The 18799-nt window shown below is 63.3% G+C and carries 18 protein-coding genes; 13 read left to right on the top strand and 5 right to left on the bottom strand.

What is annotated here, in order from left to right; translation table 11 throughout:
• The first annotated feature begins 1 nt into the window (after nucleotide 1).
• From SINAR_RS0121745 to derI, 13 genes are all read left to right on the top strand, one after another.
• Nucleotides 2–1120 carry an ABC transporter ATP-binding protein gene (locus SINAR_RS0121745; RefSeq protein ID WP_028001031.1) on the top strand — a complete coding sequence of 373 codons (1119 nt, stop codon included), beginning with the start codon at nucleotides 2–4 and terminating at the stop codon, nucleotides 1118–1120.
• Nucleotides 1117–2241, top strand: coding sequence for an ABC transporter ATP-binding protein (locus SINAR_RS0121740; RefSeq protein WP_028001030.1), 1125 nt, complete (start codon nucleotides 1117–1119; stop codon nucleotides 2239–2241). The genes SINAR_RS0121745 and SINAR_RS0121740 overlap by 4 nt, the downstream gene beginning before the upstream one ends.
• Nucleotides 2241–3818 (top strand): FGGY-family carbohydrate kinase, encoded by a 1578-nt coding sequence (locus SINAR_RS0121735; RefSeq protein WP_028001029.1) that lies wholly within the window; start codon nucleotides 2241–2243, stop codon nucleotides 3816–3818. Before SINAR_RS0121740 ends, SINAR_RS0121735 begins: the two co-directional genes overlap by 1 nt.
• A complete protein-coding gene (locus SINAR_RS0121730; RefSeq protein WP_028001028.1) occupies nucleotides 3815–4852 on the top strand; it encodes a 2-hydroxyacid dehydrogenase in 1038 nt (345 codons plus the stop codon). Before SINAR_RS0121735 ends, SINAR_RS0121730 begins: the two co-directional genes overlap by 4 nt.
• Before the next feature lie 9 nt (nucleotides 4853–4861).
• Entirely contained in the window at nucleotides 4862–5530 is a 669-nt protein-coding gene (locus SINAR_RS0121725) for a class II aldolase/adducin family protein (RefSeq protein ID WP_028001027.1), read from the top strand.
• Between the two features lie 4 nt (nucleotides 5531–5534).
• Complete coding sequence (locus tag SINAR_RS0121720; RefSeq protein WP_150824033.1) at nucleotides 5535–7073, top strand: glycerol-3-phosphate dehydrogenase; 1539 nt, start codon at nucleotides 5535–5537, stop codon at nucleotides 7071–7073.
• A 13-nt stretch (nucleotides 7074–7086) separates the two neighbouring features.
• Nucleotides 7087–8142, top strand: coding sequence for a class II aldolase/adducin family protein (locus SINAR_RS0121715; protein ID WP_028001025.1), 1056 nt, complete (start codon nucleotides 7087–7089; stop codon nucleotides 8140–8142).
• Entirely contained in the window at nucleotides 8139–9422 is a 1284-nt protein-coding gene (locus SINAR_RS0121710) for an FGGY-family carbohydrate kinase (protein WP_028001024.1), read from the top strand. The genes SINAR_RS0121715 and SINAR_RS0121710 overlap by 4 nt, the downstream gene beginning before the upstream one ends.
• Nucleotides 9419–10264 (top strand): TIGR01459 family HAD-type hydrolase, encoded by an 846-nt coding sequence (locus SINAR_RS0121705; protein WP_028001023.1) that lies wholly within the window; start codon nucleotides 9419–9421, stop codon nucleotides 10262–10264. Before SINAR_RS0121710 ends, SINAR_RS0121705 begins: the two co-directional genes overlap by 4 nt.
• 13 nt (nucleotides 10265–10277) lie before the next feature.
• Complete coding sequence (locus tag SINAR_RS0121700) at nucleotides 10278–11204, top strand: sugar phosphate isomerase/epimerase family protein (RefSeq protein ID WP_028001022.1); 927 nt, start codon at nucleotides 10278–10280, stop codon at nucleotides 11202–11204.
• A gap of 108 nt (nucleotides 11205–11312) precedes the next feature.
• A complete protein-coding gene (locus SINAR_RS0121695) occupies nucleotides 11313–12098 on the top strand; it encodes a DeoR/GlpR family DNA-binding transcription regulator (RefSeq protein WP_028001021.1) in 786 nt (261 codons plus the stop codon).
• On the top strand, nucleotides 12095–12862 hold the full coding sequence (locus SINAR_RS0121690) for a triose-phosphate isomerase (protein WP_028001020.1): 768 nt from the start codon (nucleotides 12095–12097) through the stop codon (nucleotides 12860–12862). Before SINAR_RS0121695 ends, SINAR_RS0121690 begins: the two co-directional genes overlap by 4 nt.
• A 44-nt stretch (nucleotides 12863–12906) precedes the next feature.
• Nucleotides 12907–13344, top strand: coding sequence for a D-erythrulose-4-phosphate isomerase (derI, locus tag SINAR_RS0121685; RefSeq protein ID WP_028001019.1), 438 nt, complete (start codon nucleotides 12907–12909; stop codon nucleotides 13342–13344).
• A 122-nt stretch (nucleotides 13345–13466) separates the two neighbouring features.
• Here the strand turns inward: derI and SINAR_RS0121680 are convergent, their stop codons facing one another.
• From SINAR_RS0121680 to SINAR_RS0121660, 5 genes are all read right to left on the bottom strand, one after another.
• Nucleotides 13467–14381, bottom strand: a complete 915-nt coding sequence (locus tag SINAR_RS0121680; RefSeq protein ID WP_028001018.1) for a TIM barrel protein — start codon at nucleotides 14379–14381, stop codon at nucleotides 13467–13469.
• 26 nt (nucleotides 14382–14407) lie between these two features.
• On the bottom strand, nucleotides 14408–15538 hold the full coding sequence (locus SINAR_RS0121675; protein WP_028001017.1) for a sn-glycerol-3-phosphate import ATP-binding protein UgpC: 1131 nt from the start codon (nucleotides 15536–15538) through the stop codon (nucleotides 14408–14410).
• A 42-nt stretch (nucleotides 15539–15580) separates the two neighbouring features.
• The gene (locus SINAR_RS0121670) at nucleotides 15581–16468 is read right to left on the bottom strand and encodes an ABC transporter permease subunit (protein ID WP_028001016.1); all 888 of its coding nucleotides are present in this window, start codon (nucleotides 16466–16468) and stop codon (nucleotides 15581–15583) included.
• 7 nt (nucleotides 16469–16475) lie between these two features.
• Complete coding sequence (locus SINAR_RS0121665) at nucleotides 16476–17366, bottom strand: carbohydrate ABC transporter permease (RefSeq protein ID WP_028001015.1); 891 nt, start codon at nucleotides 17364–17366, stop codon at nucleotides 16476–16478.
• Nucleotides 17367–17436: 70 nt separating this feature from the next.
• Nucleotides 17437–18780, bottom strand: a complete 1344-nt coding sequence (locus SINAR_RS0121660) for an extracellular solute-binding protein (protein WP_028001014.1) — start codon at nucleotides 18778–18780, stop codon at nucleotides 17437–17439.
• Nucleotides 18781–18799: the final 19 nt, after the last annotated feature.

Below are 18799 nucleotides of genomic sequence, written 5' to 3'. Positions count from 1 at the left end.
AATGACCACGCTGCAATTGAAAAACATCGTCAAGCGCTTCAAGAGCCAGGCGGTATTGGACGATCTCTCGCTCGACGTGGCCGATGGCGAACGGCTGGTCCTCTTCGGCCCGTCGGGTTCCGGCAAGACCGTTCTGCTCCGGCTGATCGCCGGCGTCATCGAACCGGATGGCGGCCGGGTCCTGATCGGCGGCGAGGACATGACGGACGTGGACGCCGAGCATCGCGGCCTCGGCATGGCGTTCCAGAACTTTGCGCTGTTCCCGCATATGAGCGCCTTCGACAACATCGCCAGCGCGTTGACCTCGCGCAAGTCGTCCAGGGACACCATTGCCGCCGGCGTGCACAAGGTCGCAAAGCTCCTGAAGATAGATCATGTGCTGAGCCATCATCCGAAGGCGCTCTCCAACGGCCAGAAGCAACGCACGGCGCTTGCCCGCGCCTTGGTCGGCTCGCCGCCGCTGCTGCTCCTCGACGATCCGCTCCGCAACGTCGACGCCAAGCTGCGTTTCGAGATGAGGCTGGAACTGCCGCGCCTGCTTGCCGCTCAAGGGGCAACCGTCATCTACGTCACCCAGGACTATAAGGAGGCAATGGCGCTCGGCGACCGCATCGCGGTCATGGCGCATGGGCGTATCCGGCAGATCGGCACGCCGGCGGAAATCTACAACGCGCCCGCCGACATCGAGATCGCCCGGCTCTTCGGCGATCCGACCATCAACCTGCTCGATGTCGTGCCGCAGCGCGGTCCGGACGGCGCTTTCGTCGAACTCTCCGACGTGCGGCTGCGCCTGCAGGGCTTCGGGGCGGACATCGTCGCAAAGCAGTGCGTCCTCGGGCTGCGTCCGGAAACGATCGCCTTCGCCGAAGCCACCGCGCATGGCGCGATCCCCGTGACGGTCGAGGCGGAAACGCCGCTCAACGAGAAGACGGTGACCCTGGCACTGACGGCCCGCGGCAGGGAGATCCTGGTGTCCCGCCCTGCCGGCACACCCGGCCCGGTCGCCGGACCGGCGCATATCGCAGTCGACGGCCGCGCAGCCCTTCTGTTCGACAAGGCGACGGGCCAGCGCATCCTTCCTTCCGAATTGGCATCCAAGCGCAATGGAGAAGCGGCATGAACGCCACCGCTCTTTTGATCGACAATGTCGACAAGTTCTATGGTCCGGTCGACTATGGCGTTCACGCCGTAAAGCAGTTGAACATGGAGGTGAAGAAGGGTGAGATCATCGCGCTTCTGGGCTCTTCAGGCTGCGGCAAGACCTCGACGCTCAGGATGATCGCCGGCTTTGAACCCGTATCGCGCGGGACGATCTCTGTCGCCGGCCGGCAGGTGCATATGCTCGCGCCGGTCCGCCGCAACGTCGCCATGGCCTTCGAGGGCTATTCGCTCTATCCGCCGCTGACGGTACGCGAAAACATAGCCTTTGCGCTCAAGGCGTCGAAACTTTCGCAGAGTGTTGTCGACGAGAAGGTGGCGAGCATCGCCAAGCTGCTCGAGATCGAAGACATTCTCGGGCGTTATCCGAGTTCGATTTCCGGCGGCCAGCAGCAGAGGGCGTCCCTCGGACGTGCGCTTATCCGCGACGCCGACCTGCATCTCCTCGACGAGCCGATGGGTCAGCTGGAGCCGCAGTTGCGCGCCGTGCTGCGCGGCCGCATCAAGCACTACATCAAGGAGCGCGGGCTGACCGCCATTCTGGTCACCCATGATCAGACCGAGGCGAATGCACTCGCCGACCGGATCGCCGTCATGGAAGGCGGGGTGCTGCAGCAGTTCGACACGCCGCAGAAGATCAAGGAACGGCCGGCGAATCTCTTTACCGGAACCTTCGTCGGCGAGCCGCCGATGAACGTGTTCGAGGCAAGCGTCAGCGCCACGGACGCCCGCATGACCTTCGGTCTCAAGGACGGAGTCCGCCTCGAATACCAGGCTGCCGATTTCTCGCATGCGGTTCGAGATGCGCTGATGAAGCGCCAGAATGTGGTTCTCGGTATCCGTCCCTATTCCGTCCGGCGCAGTGCCGACGGGGTGACGGGGCGGGTTGCCGTCAATCAATGGCTTGGCGACCAGACCCATATCGCGGCCGATTTCGCGGGCGGCACCATGGTGCTTGTCGAACATGACCGTACCAGCCTGGAGATCGGTCAGCCGATCGGCATCCGGCTCGACCCTGCAAGCCTGCACGTCTTCGACAGCGAGAGCGGTATGGCGATTTCGCACGGAGAGGAGCTCGCCTGATGCGCGACATCCTCATCGGCATCGATGCCGGGACGTCCGTCATCAAGTCGGTCGCTTTCGATCTCGGCGGCCGGCAGCTGGCGATGACGGCGGTTCCGAACAGCTATGAGGCGGTGGGCCGCACCGGCAGCGTTCAGGAGTTGCGGCGTACCTGGACGGACACAGTCAAAACCCTGGTCGAGCTCTCGGCCAGGATAGAGAACCTCCCTGGCCGTGTTGCCGCCATCGCGGTGACCGGTCAGGGAGACGGCACCTGGATGATCGATCGCGGCGGCGAACCCGTCGGCAAGGGTTGGCTCTGGCTCGACGCGCGCGCGAGCACAATCGTCGAGCGCCTGCGTGCCGAAAGCGGCGATGCGGAGCGTTTCTTGCGCACCGGCTCGGGTCTCGCCGCCTGCCAGCAGGGTCCGCAGTTGCGCTGGATGAAGGAGAATGCGCCGGAGATGCTGCAAGGCGCTGCGACCGCTTTCCATTGCAAGGACTGGCTCTATTTCAACCTCACGGACAAGCGCGCGACCGATCCCTCGGAGGCGAATTTCACCTTCGGCGATTTCCGCAAGCGCCAGTATTGCGATGAGGTGATCGACTTTCTCGGTCTCAACGAGCTCAAGCACCTGCTGCCGGAAATCGTCGACGGGGTGAGCACGCATCACCCGCTCTCGGCCGCCGCCGCGGCCGCCACGGGCTTGCCGGCGGGGACGCCGGTCGTGCTCGGCTATGTCGATGTGGTCTGCACGGCGCTCGGCGCCGGCCTCTACGAGCCCGGAACCGACACGGGCTGCTCCATTATCGGCTCGACGGGCATGCACATGCGTCTGGCGGCCGGCGCCGACGATGTCCGGCTCAACCAAGACCATACCGGCTACACCATGTGCATGCCGATTCCCGGCACCTATGCGCAGATGCAGTCGAATATGGCGGCGACGCTCAATATCGACTGGATCCTGCAGCTCGCGGGAGGTCTCCTCAAGGGAATGGGAGTCGAGAAATCGAAGAGCGATCTGCTCGCCCAGGTGGATGGCTGGCTTGCCGAGGCGAGGGAAGCCCCGCTTCTCTTCCAGCCCTATATTTCGGAGGCCGGTGAGCGCGGACCTTTTGTGGATGCCTCGGCTCGCGCCTCCTTCGTCGGGCTTACGATCAATCACGGCTTCGGCGACATGGTGCGCGCGGTCTTCGACGGTCTCGCCTTTGCCGCGCGGGACTGTTACGCCGCGATGGGGCCGCTGCCGTCCTGCGTGCGACTGTCGGGCGGCGCCGCTCGCAGCGCCTCACTCCGCCGCATCCTTGGCGGGGCCCTCGGCGCCAGCGTCCAGACGAGCGAACGCGAAGAGGCGGGTGCCGCCGGCGCAGCGATGATCGCCGCCGTCTCCCTCGGCATGTACCCCTGCATGGCCGATTGCGTTCACGAATGGGTGCGGCCGCACCATCGGCCGGCAGAACCCGCGGATGCAGAGCTCGCACGCCGCTATGACGCGCTTTTCCCCGCCTACAAGCAGTCGCGCCTTGCGCTTCAACCCGTCTGGCATGCGCTCTCCCACGCAGCCGGAACGGGAAAACAACAGGAAAGACCGCAATGAAGAAGATAGCCATTATCGGCGACCGGTTCATGCTGCCGGATGTTTTTCGCGACAAGATCGTCGAGGCATGCGGCGACGGGCATGAGATAAGCATGCACGAACTGCCCTGGCCGGACGTGCCGATGGAGCACGGCTATGCCGTGGAGGGCATGGACGGCCTCAAGGAATATCTCGGCAAGCCCGGTGAAATCGTCGACTTCATCGGCGATGCCGAAATCCTCGTGACGCAGCTTGCACCCCTGTCGCGAACGATGCTGGCCGACCTGCCGGGATTGAAGCTCGTCGCCGTCTCGCGCGGCGGCCCCGTCAATATCGACATGAAAGCTGCTCGCGATGCGGGAGTCCGGGTCGTCAACACGCCCGGCCGGAATGCGAGCGCCGTCGCCGAATTCACGATCGGCGCCATTCTGGCGGAGACGCGGCTCATTCGCGTGGGGCACGAGGCACTGAGGCGGAGCGAGTGGCGCGGCGATCTCTACCGCGCCGACCGCACCGGCCGCGAGCTCTCCGAAATGACGGTCGGCGTCATCGGCTACGGCAATATCGGCACCAAGGTGGTCCGGCTGCTCCGCGCCTTCGGCACCAAGGTGCTCGTCCACGATCCCTATGTGCAGCTCAGCGCCGAAGACCGGAATGCCGGTGTGGAGCACGTCTCGCTCGACGATCTGCTCGCCCGCACCGACCTGGTGACGCTGCATCCGCGCGTCAGCGAAGAGACGAAAAACATGATGAATGCGGAGACCTTCGCGAAGATGAAGCCGGGGGCGATCTTCGTGAACACGGCGCGGGGGCCGCTCTGCGACTATGATGCGCTCTACGACAATCTCGTCAGCGGCCATCTTGCAAGCGCCATGCTGGAGACCTTTGCCGTCGAGCCCGTGCCCGAAGACTGGCCGCTGCTGAAGCTCCCCAACGTGACGCTCACCCCGCATATCGCGGGTGCGTCGGTGCGCACCGTGACCCACGCGGCGGAAATGGCCGCAGAGGAAGTGCGCCGCTACATCGCCGGCCTGCCGCCGGTCAATCCGTGCTGAGGTAGGAAGATGAGCGAACTTCAACTGCGCCAGTCGATCATCGACCATTGCCGCCACATGAATGCGATCGGTCTCAACCAGGGCACGTCGGGCAACATCAGCCTGCGTCACGGCGACACGATGCTGATCACGCCCTCTGCGATACCCTATGCCGAGATGACGCCTGACATGATCGTCGCCATGCCGATCGGCGCCGAATACGGCGCCTGGTCAGGGCCCAAGAGGCCGTCGGTCGAATGGCCGTTCCACCTCGACATCATGCGGGCGCGGCCGGATGTCGGCGCAGTCGTCCATACCCATGCGACGTTTTCGACGATCCTGGCCATCGCACGCAAGCCCATCCCCGCCTGTCACTATATGATCGCCGCCTTCGGCGGCTCCGACGTGCGCGTCGCCGATTACGCCCGCTACGGCACGAAGGCGCTGTCGGAAAATGTGCTGAAGGCGATGGAGGGGCGTTCCGCCTGCCTCATGGCCAATCACGGCATGATCGCGACCGGTTCGAGCCTGGAAAAGGCGATGTGGGCGGCGGTCGAACTCGAGACGATCGCCAAGCAATATTACCACGCGCTCCTGATCGGCGGCCCGGTGGTCCTGCCGCAGGAGGAAGTCGCCGGCGTGATCAAGGGATTTGCCACATACGGACATCAGGACAAACCCAAGGGCGAGGCCGCCTGACCGCATGACGACGACAGGAGACAAGCACGTGAGTTCCGAAACCGGCACATACGACCTTTTCGTCATCGGCGGCGGCATAAACGGAGCCGGCATTGCCCGGGACGCGGCAGGGCGGGGGCTCTCCGTTCTGCTCTGCGAGAAGGACGATCTGGCGCAGGGCACGAGTTCCCGCTCGGGCAAGCTCGTCCATGGCGGCTTGCGCTACCTTGAATATTACGAGTTCCGTCTGGTGCGCGAAGCCCTGATAGAGCGCGAGGTCCTGCTGGAATCCGCACCTCACATCATCTGGCCGATGCGTTTCGTGCTGCCGCACAATCCCGCCGACAGGCCGGCCTGGCTCGTACGGCTCGGCCTCTTCCTCTACGATCACCTGGGCGGCCGCAAGCGCCTTCCCGGGACGCGGGTGCTCAACCTGCGCACCGCCCCGGAAGGCGCTGCGATCAAGCCTGCCTATCCCAAGGCCTTCGAATATTCCGACTGCTGGGTGGACGATGCCCGCCTCGTCGTGCTGAACGCGCTCGACGCGAAAAGGAAAGGCGCCCGGATTCTGACCCGCACGGCCTGCACCGGTATTCGCCGGCGAGACGACCTCTGGCACGTCGAGATGACCGATACCGAGACCGGCGCGAAGACGGAGGCGAAGGCGCGCTGCGTGGTCAACACCGCCGGGCCCTGGGTCAACGACGTTATCGGCCGGGTTGCGGGACTGAATTCGAGCCGCAGCGTGCGGCTCGTCAAGGGCAGCCACATCGTCGTGCCGAAGTTCTGGGAGGGGCGGCAAGCCTATCTCGTCCAGAACCCCGACAAGCGCGTGATCTTCATCAACCCCTATCAGAACGACCTGGCGCTGATCGGCACCACGGATATTCCCTATGACGGGCGGCCGGAGGACGTCACGGCCGACGAAAACGAGGTCGCCTATCTCCTGAAATCGGTGAACCGCTATTTCAAGCAGCAACTGACGCCGGACGACATCCTTCACAGCTTCTCGGGTGTGCGTCCGCTTTACGACGACAATGCCGAAAATCCGTCGGCGGTGACGCGCGACTATATTTTCGAGCTCGACGCCGCCGGCAAGGAAGCGCCGCTGCTCTCGGTTTTCGGCGGCAAGATCACGACGTTCCGCAAGCTGTCCGAACACGCGCTCGAACGGCTGAAACCTTTCTTTCCGCGCATGGGGCCGGCCTGGACGGCGCGCGCGCATCTGCCGGGCGGCGACATGGCGGACGCGGATTTCGACCAGTTCCTTGGCGAGTTGCGCGCGCGCTACCGATGGCTGCCGGCGGACCTCGCCAAGCACTACGCCCGGCTTTACGGCACGCGGGCGCATGAACTGATCGGCAGCGCCACCTCTCTCGACGAGCTTGGAATGGCGTTCACCCCGCTCTTTCGGGAGCGGGAGGCCCGCTTCCTCATCGAAAACGAATGGGCGCGAACGGCGGAAGACCTGATGGAGCGGCGCACGAAGCACGGCCTGCACATGAGCGAAGCCGAGAAGCGGGCCTTCAGCGGCTGGCTCGAAGGTCAGCAGGCTGCGGCGTGAGAAGGAAGAATTGATGTTGCGAAGCTCCGAATTCGAAGCGCTTCTCGATCTCTCGGCGCGCGTCGGCGCCGACCCGGATCTCGTTCAGGGCGCGGGCGGCAATACCTCGATCAAGGAGGGTGGAATCCTCTGGATCAAGGCTTCCGGCCTGTGGCTCGCCCATGCCCGTCAGCGTGACGTGATGGTGCCGGTCGCGCTCGACCCGCTGCTCGACGCATTGGAGCGGGACGACCCGGCGACGGAGAAGGCGCAGGATTTCGTCGTCAAGACTCTGAACCCCTCGGGCCTCAGACCGTCAATCGAAACCACGGTTCACGCGCTGATGCCGCAGAAGGTGGTGGTTCACGTTCACTGCGTCGAGACGATCGCAACCGCCGTCAAGGCCGATGCGGCGGCGATTGCCGGGGAGAAGCTTCAGGGAATTCCCTACGCCTTCGTTCCCTATGCCAGGCCGGGGCTGCCGCTCGCCAAGGCAATCGCCGAGCGGATTCAGGAGGACACCTCGGTCCTGGTGCTCGGAAATCACGGGCTCGCCGTCGCCGCCGAGACGGTCGGGGAAGCGGCGCGTCTTCTCGCAGAGGTATCCCGACGCTTTGCCGTGCCGGTGCGGCGGGCGCCTTCCGCCGACCTGGAGGCGCTGTCGCGTCTTTCGGTCAACAGCGCCTATCGGCTGCCGGACGACGAGCGGCTGCACGATGCTGCGACCGACCTCGAAAGCTGCAGGATCGCCGCAGGAGGAAGCCTCTATCCGGACCACGTGATCTTTCTCGGCAAGGGATCGGTCATCGCCGCTCCGGGCGAGAATGCCCTCGCCCTCGAGGAAGGTTTCCGCCGCACCGGAGAGAGCCTGCCGCCGCTCCTTCTCTTTCCCGGCAAGGGCGCATTGGTGCTCAAGGAAATTTCGGCCGGCGCGCTCGCCATGGCGCGCTGCCTTTCGGACGTGACGGCGCGCATTCCGGCCGGCGCAAGGCTGCGCTACCTCACCGATGCGGAGAATGCGGAACTCCTCGGCTGGGACGCGGAAAAATATCGCCAGCAGCTGAACCGGGCAGGGCAGGTGCTGCAATGAGCGGGGAAAGCGGTCTCGTTCTCGGAATCGACATGGGCACCTCCGGCGCGCGTGCCGTCGCGATGACGGCTGCGGGCGAAGTGGTCGCATCGGGTGCGGCCAAACTGGCCGCCCTTACCGATGACCATCGCGATCCGCTCGGCTGGTGGAGGGCCTTAAGGTCCGCGCTCGCGGAGACGCTTGCCGCGATCGACGTGTCGCGTGTGCGTGCGATCGGCATTGACGGCACGTCGGGCACCATGCTCCCGGTCGCCGCCGACGGCGCGCCGCTCGCGACGCCGCTGATGTATAACGATCCGGTTGCCGACCCGGCGATTCTCAAGCGCATCGCCGCCCATGCACCGGAGGAGAGCGCGGCGCATGGCGCAACCTCCGGCCTCGCCAAGCTTCTGACCTTCCAGTCGCTCCCGGAGGTCTTCCGTGTCATTCACCAGGCGGACTGGCTCGCCGGGCATTTTACCGGGCTCTACGATGTCAGCGACGAGAACAACGCGCTGAAGACCGGCTACGATCCGGTGGCCCGCAGTTGGCCGGAGTGGATCCAGCGGACGGGGGCGCGCGTCGAACTCCTGCCGGACGTGCTGCCGGCGGGGGCACCGGTCGCGACGATCTCGCCGGCCGCGGCGGAAGCCTTCGGCCTGCCGAGCGAAACCGTTGTCGTTGCGGGTACGACGGACGGCTGCGCCTCATTCCTTGCGACCGGCGCTGATCGGCCGGGTGACGGCGTCAGCGCGCTGGGCACGACGCTGACGGTGAAGATGCTCTCCGACAGGCCGCTCTTTGCCCCGCAATATGGGCTCTACAGCCACCGGATCGGCGATATGTGGCTTGCGGGCGGCGCCTCCAACACAGGCGGCGCGGTGCTCGCGGCGCATTTCAGCGCCGAGCGGATCGCCGAGCTTTCGGAAAGGATCGATCCGGCCACCGACACGGGCCTCGACTTTTATCCTCTGCTGAAACCCGGTGAGCGGTTTCCGGTGGCCGATCCCGCCTTCATGCCGCGCATGGAACCGCGCCCGGCGGAGGACTCCGAATTCCTGAAGGCGACCTTCGAGGGCATCGCGGAGGTCGAGCGCCGTGCCTATGAACGGCTCGTATCCCTCGGCAGCCCGGCCTTGGGTTCGATCCGCACCGTCGGCGGAGGCGCGAAGAACGGGGTGTGGACCGAAATCCGAGAACGAAGGCTCATGGTTCCCTTCCTGCCGGTGCTATCGGAAGAGGCGGCTGCCGGCGCCGCTCGCCTGGCGCTTTCCGGAGCGAAAGAGGCGGGCGTGCTATGAGCGTCGTCCGGGAAATTCCCGCCCTCTCTGCGGTCGCAGACGCATATGACGCTTTCCTCGTGGATCAATACGGAGTGCTGAGAGACGGGCGCGGACCGTATCCGGGTGCTGCGGAAACGCTTGTCCGCCTCAAGCAGGCCGGTAAGCGGGTCATCATCCTCTCCAATTCCGGCAAGCGCTCGGCCGAGAACGATCGGCGGCTGGAGGCACTCGGTTTCGAGGGCGGAAGCTGGGACTGGTTCCTGACCTCGGGAGAGGTTGCCTGGCGACTCCTGAAACGCGAGGCCGAAGGCGAGGGTGGCACGGCGCGCAAATGCCTTCTGATCAGCCGGGATGGCGATCAGTCGCCGCTCAAGGGGCTGAATCTCGTCCGCACCGAGAGCGGTGAGGACGCCGACATCGTGCTGCTGGCGGGGAGCGAGGGCGATATCCATCCGCTTTCCCATTACGAAGATCTGCTGGGACCGGCCGCCCGGCGGGGCATTCCGTGCCTCTGTACGAACCCGGACAAGGTGATGCTGACGCGAAGCGGACCGGCCTTCGGCGCCGGTCGCATCGCCGAGCTTTACGAAGGGCTGGGAGGTCCTGTGCGCTGGATCGGCAAGCCGTTTGCCGACATCTACGACTTCGCGCTCGATTTTCTCGGGCGGCCGGAGCCGCAGCGCGTCTGTGCCATAGGCGACAGCGTCGAGCATGACATCGCCGGGGCTGCGGCGGCCGGGCTAGGCTCGGTGCTCGTCACCACCGGCATTCTCGAGCACCGGTCGGACGCGGAGCGCCGGCAACTCTTCCGGGAGCACGGCGCTGCGCCCGATTTCATCCTCCGGAAATTCCTCTGGTAGCAAGGAGCCGGCTATGGCCTTTACGCTGTCGCTCAATACCAATCCTCTGGTCAACCGCTTTGCCGACGCGGACGACCTGATCGACACCATCGCCGAGAAGATCCGTATCGGTTATGTCCAGCTCACGCACGAATTCGTCAATCCCGGCTGGCCGGCGGCGACGATCAACAAGACGCTCCGGCAATTTCGGACTGCGCTCGGCCGTACCGGCGTGAAAATCACCTCCGGCATGACGGGTCCCTATGGTCGTCTCAATCATTTCGGACATCCCGACCCGGACGTCCGGCGCTATTATGTCGACTGGTTCAAGACCTTCGCCGATATCTCCGCCGAGCTCGGCGCTTCCGGTATGGGCACGCAATTCGCGATCTTCACGCTCAGGGATTATCACGACCCGGCGCGTCGCGAGGAGCTGATCGCGATCGCCATCGAGTGCTGGCGCGAGGTGGCGGAGCACGCCAGGGCGGCGGGCCTTTCCTATGTCTTCTGGGAGCCGATGTCGGTCGGCCGCGAGTTCGGCCACACGATCGAAGAGTGCAGGGCACTCGACCGGCGTCTGGCGGCAGCCGAGCTGCCGATCCCGATGAGGATGATGGTCGATATCGACCATGGCGACGTGACGTCGCCGAACCCGGCCGATGTCGATCCCTATGCATGGGCAGAGGCCTTTCCGCGGCAGTCGCCGATCATCCACGTCAAGCAGTCGTCCATGAACAAGGGCGGTCACTGGCCTTTTACCGCCGCCTATAACAGGGACGGCAGGATCACGCCCGAACGACTGCTCGAGGCCGTCAGGAGGGGAGGCGGCACGGATAATGAAATCTGCCTGGAACTCTCCTTCCGGGAGCGCGAACCGACCGACCGCAACGTCGTGGGGATGATCCGCGAATCCGTCGAATTCTGGGAGCCGCACATCGATACGGGCTTCGGTCCGAAGTGAAATGTCACAAATAAATATAACAAAATACCAACATGAGTGTTGAAAAATAACATATCGGTGTTATGTTTCCCGTGAACGGCAAAGGACCGTGCATGACGGGTCGATGCGATGAAACCGGAAGACAGGCGCCAGGCGATCATGGATGTGCTGATGGAGGCAGGCACGGCCTCCGTCGAGGAACTCGGCCTTCGCTTTGGCGTCAGCAAGATGACGGTTCATCGGGATCTTGACGATCTCGAGCAGGCGGGCCTGCTGCGAAAAGTCCACGGCGGGGCCTCCATCCAGTCGAGTCCGCAATTCGAAAGCGATTTCCGTTACCGCGAGAAGATCGCGACGGGCGAAAAGCGCCGCCTTGGCGCATATGCCGCAACGTTGATCGAGCCGGGCCAGAGCATCATCATCGACGACAGTTCGACGGCCGGCGCGATCGCCGGGTTTCTGAGGGACGTTCGCCCGCTCACCGTCATTACCAACAATCTCGGTGTCATCGCCGATCTTTCGGGAGCCCCGGGCATCAACCTGATCGCGCTCGGCGGCCATTACAGCAAGAAGTTCAACGGCTTTTTCGGTGTGGTCACCGAGGAGGCGCTGCGTTCGCTGCGGGCCGACGTGGCCCTTCTGTCGAGTTCGGCGGTCGAGGGTACGGCGGCTTTCCACCAGGACCAGGAGGTCGTGCAGATCAAGCGGCAGATGGTGAAATCCGCCAGCCGCAAATATCTCCTCGTGGATCACGGGAAGTTCGGCCGTTCGGCGCTGCATTTCCTGACGGAACTCACCGCGTTCGATGCGGTGCTGACCGGGAGCGGCGTCTCGGATGAATACGCAGCCGCACTCGGCGACGCCGGGGTCAGGCTCGTCAGGATCGACGACGGGAAAATATTGGAGAAGGCATGAGCAAGTCTGGACTCTGGGTCGGCACGAGCTGGAAGATGAACAAGACGCTGGTTGAGGCGATGGCCTTCGCCGATGGCCTGGCGGCCGCGGACGATGCGCGCGACGAGCGCGTACAGCGCTTCGTCATCCCGCCGTTCACCGCCGTTCGGCAGGTGAAGGAAAGGTTGAAGGCGACGAGCGTCAAGGTCGGCGCGCAGAACATGCACTGGGACGATGCGGGCGCCTGGACCGGCGAAATTTCTCCCGTCATGCTCAGGGACTGCGATCTCGACATCGTCGAGCTCGGACACAGCGAGCGGCGCGAGCATTTCGGCGAGACCGACCGGACCGTTGGCCTGAAGACGGCAGCGGCGGTGAAGCACGGATTGGTTCCGCTGATCTGCATCGGCGAGACGCTCGCAGAACGTGAGGCCGGCGAGGCCGACACGGTGTTGAAGCGCCAGGTGGAAGGCGCCTTTGCATTTCTTGAAGGCGCGGCGCGCACGGCGCCCGTTCTTCTGGCCTACGAGCCCGTCTGGGCGATCGGCGTCAACGGCATACCGGCGACGGCCGACTATGCGGACGCCCGTCATCGCCGCATCGCCGAAGTCGCCGAGCGAGCGCTCGGCGTGAAGGTTCCGGTGCTCTATGGCGGCAGCGTCAATCCGCAGAACTGCGAGGAATTGATCCTCCAACCGCATATCGACGGCCTTTTCATCGGCCGCTCCGCCTGGGACGTCGGCGGCTATCTCGACATCTTGCAACGCGTAGCCCGGGCGATCTGAGCATCGCGGGGTCAGGCAACAACACCTCACGGAAAGGAAACGACATGAAAATCGCGATCGGAGCCGACAGCGCCGGCAAACCCTTGCTCGACGTCATCGCCGCGCACCTTGGCAAGAGAAGCGACCTCGAAGTCAGGGACCTAAGCCATGCCGGCTATTATGCCGATCTCTCCCGCGATCTGGCGCAAACGATCACGGCCGGCGAAAACGAACGCGGCATCCTGATCTGCGGCACCGGCATCGGCGTGTGCATCTCGGCCAACAAGGTGCCCGGCATCCGTGCCGCGCTGACCCACGACACCTATTCCGCCGAGCGGGCGGCCAAATCCAACAACGCGCAGATCATCACGATGGGCGCGCGCGTCATCGGCCCGGAACTGGCAAAATCGATCGTCGATACCTGGCTCTCCTCCGAATTCGACCCGAACGGTCCTTCGGCGGCAAATGTCGAAGCGATCGACCGCCTGGATCAGGCGAAGTAACGATCGCGAATTCTGCGGCGCGTGCTGATCCTCCCTGATGCGCGGCAGCGAGACGCCCGGCAGCGATGCCGGGTGTTTTCGCTTCGGGCATGCAGCAAAGCCTGCGATATGTGGCGCGCTCGCTACGCAGCGGATCTCAGTCCCACCGCGGCGGCCAGACTCCGTGCGCGTTCCAGGCATGCCGGTTGCTGATCGGCAAACCGTTCGGCTCCGATTTCCATGATCAGTGTCGTGTCCGGAAGGAAGGTCAGTTCGGAGAAGATGTCGTCCCAGGCAATATCGCCCCAGCCGATCGGGAGATGCAGGTCTCCGATGCCGAGCGCGGTCGCCTCCGCCGGATGATAGAAGCGAGTCATGGAATAGGGCAGCCCGAAACTGTCGTGAACATGCAGGTGACCGGTCACCGGCGCCATTGCCCTCAGCTCGTCGCGGAAATCAAGTCCGCGGTGCGTGGCTTCGATGTAGGCATGCGAGAAGTCGATAAGCGCGACGACGTTGTCGGAACCGATCGCGCGTACGGTTTCGGCAACCTGGCTCGGCGTCTGCCGGTACTGGCCGATTTCCGTCGTGAAGATGTTTTCAAGCGCGATGCGTACCCCGTATCCTTTTGCGACCTCCGCCATTTCCGCGAGAGCGTCGCGTTCCATCCTGTCGAGATCGGCGGAGCTTTTGCCGGGGGCGAGCTGTGCCGCGCCGGAATGATGAACGAGGATCCCGGCGCCAAGCCGGTCACACAATTCGAGCATCGCCTTCACGACCTTTTTCTGCAGATGATGGTGCTCGCGATCCATGAAGTTGGACAGGATCTGACCATGCAGCGAGAGCTTCTTGAAGGCGTATTTTTTCGTAATGTCGGCGACGCGCCGGACACGGTCTTCGATTATGCGGCCGCCACTGACGATTTCTTCGCCATAGATTCCGATTTCACAGGCGTTGGCTCCCGTTTCAGCAACTTCGCGCAAGGACGCATCAAGGCTCGAAAGATCGCCCTTGCCCGTTCGATTGCAAAAGCCTACGGCGGATATGATTTCGTTCATCGCGTTTCTCCTTCGGATGCAGGGGATCAAACGGTTTCGAGTGCCGGATGGCCGGCGGAGCCAGGGACGGCGCGAGGATCCAGATCGACCTCGATCCTTCGGCCTGTCTCTCGGTCGAAGACATGCAGCTGCGCCAATGGCATGGCCAGGCTGATCCAATCGCCCGGCCGGACGCGCGTTTGCTCGTCGACGCAGGCGGCGAAGGGATGGCCATTCAGCTCCGAGTGGATGACGCGGCCGGATCCGAGCTCCTCGATGAACTCCACCTTCATCGCGACGCCGCCTTTTGCTTCAGGCGCCACGACGCACTGCTCCGGGCGAATGCCAACCGTGACGTTTCCCGAGCCCAGGCGTGCCGCAAGCCTCCTGTCGATCGGCAGCTTCGCGCCGGCGAATGCCAGGCAGGCGCTGTCGACGTCGATACGGGCATCGAACAGATTCATTGCCGGCGAGCCGATGAAGGACGCGACGAAAATGCTTGCAGGACGATGGTAGATGTCGAGCGGCTGTCCCACCTGTTCGACGACGCCCTTGTTCATGACGACGAGCTTGTCGGCGAGCGTCATGGCTTCCACCTGATCGTGGGTGACAAAGATGGACGTTGCCGAAAGACGCTGATGCAGCTTCCGGATCTCGGCTCGCATGGTGACGCGCAGCTTGGCATCCAGGTTCGAAAGGGGTTCGTCGAAAAGGAATACGCTCGGTTCGCGGATAATCGCGCGAGCCATGGCGACGCGTTGGCGCTGACCGCCGGAGAGTGCCGCGGGCTTGCGGTCGAGATAATCGGAAAGCCCGACGATCTTCGCTGTCTCCTCGATCCGCCGCAGGCGCTCCGCCTTTGGTATGCCGGCTACCTTCAGGGCATATCCGATGTTTCCCGCGACGGTCATGTGGGGATAGAGGGCGTAGTTCTGGAACACCATGGCGCAGCCGCGTTCGCGCGGCTCGAGTCTGTTGACGACCCGTCCGTTGATGGCAATCTCACCACCCGTGATTTCCTCCAGCCCCGCGATCATCCTCAGGAGCGTTGACTTCCCGCACCCGGACGGGCCGAGGATCACGACGAATTCTCCCGACGCAAAGGCGAGGTCGATGCCATGCAGGGTCGGGTTCTTTCCGTAGGATTTACGCACGGCACGAATTTCGATGTCAGCCATGAGCGCAGACCTCTCTGTCTATTTCTGTTTGGGGAAAGCGGGTCATTTTTCCGTCGCCACGAGGCCGCGAACGAACCACCGCTGCAGGACGGCAACGACGATGAGCGGGGGCAGCATGATGATCAGGGACCCGGCGAGCGTCACGTTCCAGTCCGGGGTGCCGTTTTCGGACGGCAGGAGCGCGACCAGCGACATCATGGTGGTCTTGTATTGAGGGTCCGTCACCATCAGCAGGGGCCAGAGATACTGGTTCCACCCATAGACGAACATGATCGTGGTCAGCGCGAGCATGTTCGTACGCGAGAGCGGCAGCAGCATGTCGATGAAAAAGCGGATCGCACCCGATCCGTCCATCCGCGCCGCCTCTGCCAGTTCGTCGGGCAGGGTCAGGTAGAATTGGCGATAGAGGAATGTTCCCGTTGCGGTCGCGATCAAGGGCAGCGTGAGGCCGGCGTAGGAACTGAGAAGATTCCAGTCGACCGAGAGTTCGAAGCCCGTTACGGCGGCAATCAGGAGCCGGACGGGTTGGAATAGATCGGCAGCGACGGCATAGGTGGGCACCACGCGCACCTCGAGCGGCAACATCAGGGTAATGAAGACCATCCAGAAGAAGAAGCCCTTGAGCGGGGTTCGGAAGAACACGATGGCGAAGGCCGTCAGCGCCGACAGCGCCACTTTGCCGACCGTGACCAGGCCGGCCATGACGAAGCTGTTCAGCATCGCCGTCCCCAGGTTGGCGCGCGTCCAGGCGGTGCTCATGTTATCGAGCAGGCGATCCTGCGGCAGGAAACTGAAGGGTATGGCGTTCACCTGCTGAAATGTCTGGCTGGCGCCCGACACGATCACGATGAAGGGACCGATCAACAGCAGGAACCCGAAGATCATCACACCATAGGTGAGGGCGTTGGCGAAAGGTGTCCGCTGTATCATGTGAGCCTCACTTGTAATGAACCTGCCGCTCGATGAAGCGGAACTGGAGGAAGGTGAAGATCATGATGAGGCCGATGAGCACGAGGCTTTGGGCCGAGGCGCCGGAGTAGTTCAATCCGCGGAATGCCTCCTCGACGATGCGGTACACCATCACATCCGTGCCGTGGTTGGGGCCGCCATCCGTCGTTCGGGCGACGATGCCGTAGGTGTCGGCCCCGACGAAACCTTCGGTCATCATGATGACCAGCAGGAAGAAGAGCGTTGGCGCCAGCATCGGTATCTGGATATCGACTGCACGGCGAATAGGGCCAGAGCCGTCCATGGCGGCAGCCTCGATAAGCGACCGAGGGACCGACTGCAGGCCGGCGAGCAGGAAGATGAAGGTGTAGCCCGCCCATTTCCAAGCAAACACGACGATGACGAGGATCAGGGCGTGGCTGCCGTATTTGGCCGGGTTCCAAAAATCCGGGAAAGCGGCGTTGACCGATGCCATCAGCCCTCGTTCCGGTGACAGGATGAAACGAAAAGCCATGCCAGCGGCGGGGCCTGCAATCGCGTAAGGCAGGATATACAGGAACCGGAACGGAGCGGAGCCGGGCAATTGCCGGTCAACCGCAAGCGCAAGAACAAGACCGATAAAGATGGTGGCCACGGTGCCGCAGAGGGCGAATGCCAGGCTGACGCCGACGGAGTTCCAGTAGAGCGGATCGGCGAACACCTCCTGAAAATTGGCAAGGCCGACGAATTCCGCGGCGCCTCCGAATGGCGGCTCCAGCGTGAACGCCCATCGCAGCACGGCGACTGCTGGCCAATAGAAAAAAAGCAGGATCAGAATGATCTGCGGCAGGGCGAATAGGCTGGGCAGCCACCAGCTGCGAAAGGCCGCGCGCTTGTCCATGGGGTCGATTTCCGATGCAAGAAGAAAATCGGAGCCTGCCGATGCTACGCAGGCTCCGGGTCGGATCAGGTTAGTTCAGCGTCTGTCCGGCGTAGGTCTTCTCGAAACGACGCAGAACGGCATTGCTGCGGCCAACGGCGTTGTCGAGTTCCGCCTGCACGTCTGCATTCTGCATAAAGATCGCTTCGAGGGCGGTCGCGAATTCCTTGCGGATCTGCGTGAAGCCGCCAAGACGAATGCCGCGGGTGTTCTCCGAGGTTGGGGTGAAGGACAGGCTCTCGATGGCGAGTTCGCGCCCCTTGTAGGGTGCCTTGTCGTAGAACCCGTTGGACTTCATCGCGTCAAAACCGGTCTTGGTCACCGGGATGTATCCCGTTACCGTAGACCACCACTCGGTCATTTCGGGCGTCGCAAGGAAATTGAGGAAGGCAGCCGCACCCTTGTATTCCGCTTCCGGACGACCGGCGAGCACCCACAGCGACGCACCGCCGACGAGAGAGTTCTGCCGCTCCGTGCCGTTCCATACGGGCAACATGGCAACATCCCACTTCACACCCTCGGGAAGGGACTTGCCGATGGTGCCATGGTCGGCGATCGAGGTCTGTATCATCTGGCAGGTCTGCGACGTGAAGGCTGGGACAAGATCCATGCCGAGCTGCTTGGTCTTGACCACGAAGAGCTTCTCGTCGGCCATTTTTTTGAAGAACTTCACGTGGTCCACGAACTTGGTCTTGTTGACGACCAGTTCGGCATCCAGCCCATTGTAACCATTCGCCTTGGTGGCAAGCGGCTGGTTGTGAATGGCCGAGAACTGCTCCATGAGCTGCCAGGTATCGAAGTTGAAGGCGAGCGGGCATTCGTATCCGGCTGCCTTGAGTTTGCGGGCCGCTTGCTCGACCTGTTCCCAGGTGTCCGGCTTGAAGTCGATGCCGGCCTTCTGGAAGGCGTCGACGTTGTAGTAAAACATCGCAGTCGAGGAATTGAACGGGAAGGAGTTCAATTCTCCCTTGGCGGTCGCATAATAATTGGCGATGCCGCCGAAATAATTGTTCCAGTCGATGGTGTAGCCATTGTCGGCCATCAGCTTCCTGGCGGGCACGAATGCACCCGAAAGCATCATGTCCAGAGTGCCGGCGTCGTAGATCTGCGTGATCGCCGGCTGCTTCTTCGCGCGATAGGCGGCAATCGTGTTTTGCAGGGTCGCGTCGTATCCGTTTTGCGAGGTGCAGACGATCTCGAATTCGGATTGGCTGTCGTTGAACTTCTTGCAGGCATCCTGGACGCGTTCCCCAAGATCGCCCGAAAGGCCGTACCAGAACTCGAACTTCGTCTTCTCGGCTGCCGCGGCCGACGGACCAAGCGCGACGCCTGCCATCAAGCCGATAAATATGGACGTGGTGACGGAGATTCTCATTGCAAAACGCTCCTTGCAG

This window comes from Sinorhizobium arboris LMG 14919 (assembly GCF_000427465.1).
Taxonomy (GTDB): domain Bacteria; phylum Pseudomonadota; class Alphaproteobacteria; order Rhizobiales; family Rhizobiaceae; genus Sinorhizobium; species Sinorhizobium arboris.
The sequence above is the reverse complement of the archived record's forward strand: the minus strand, read 5'-3'. Positions and strand labels throughout refer to the sequence as shown.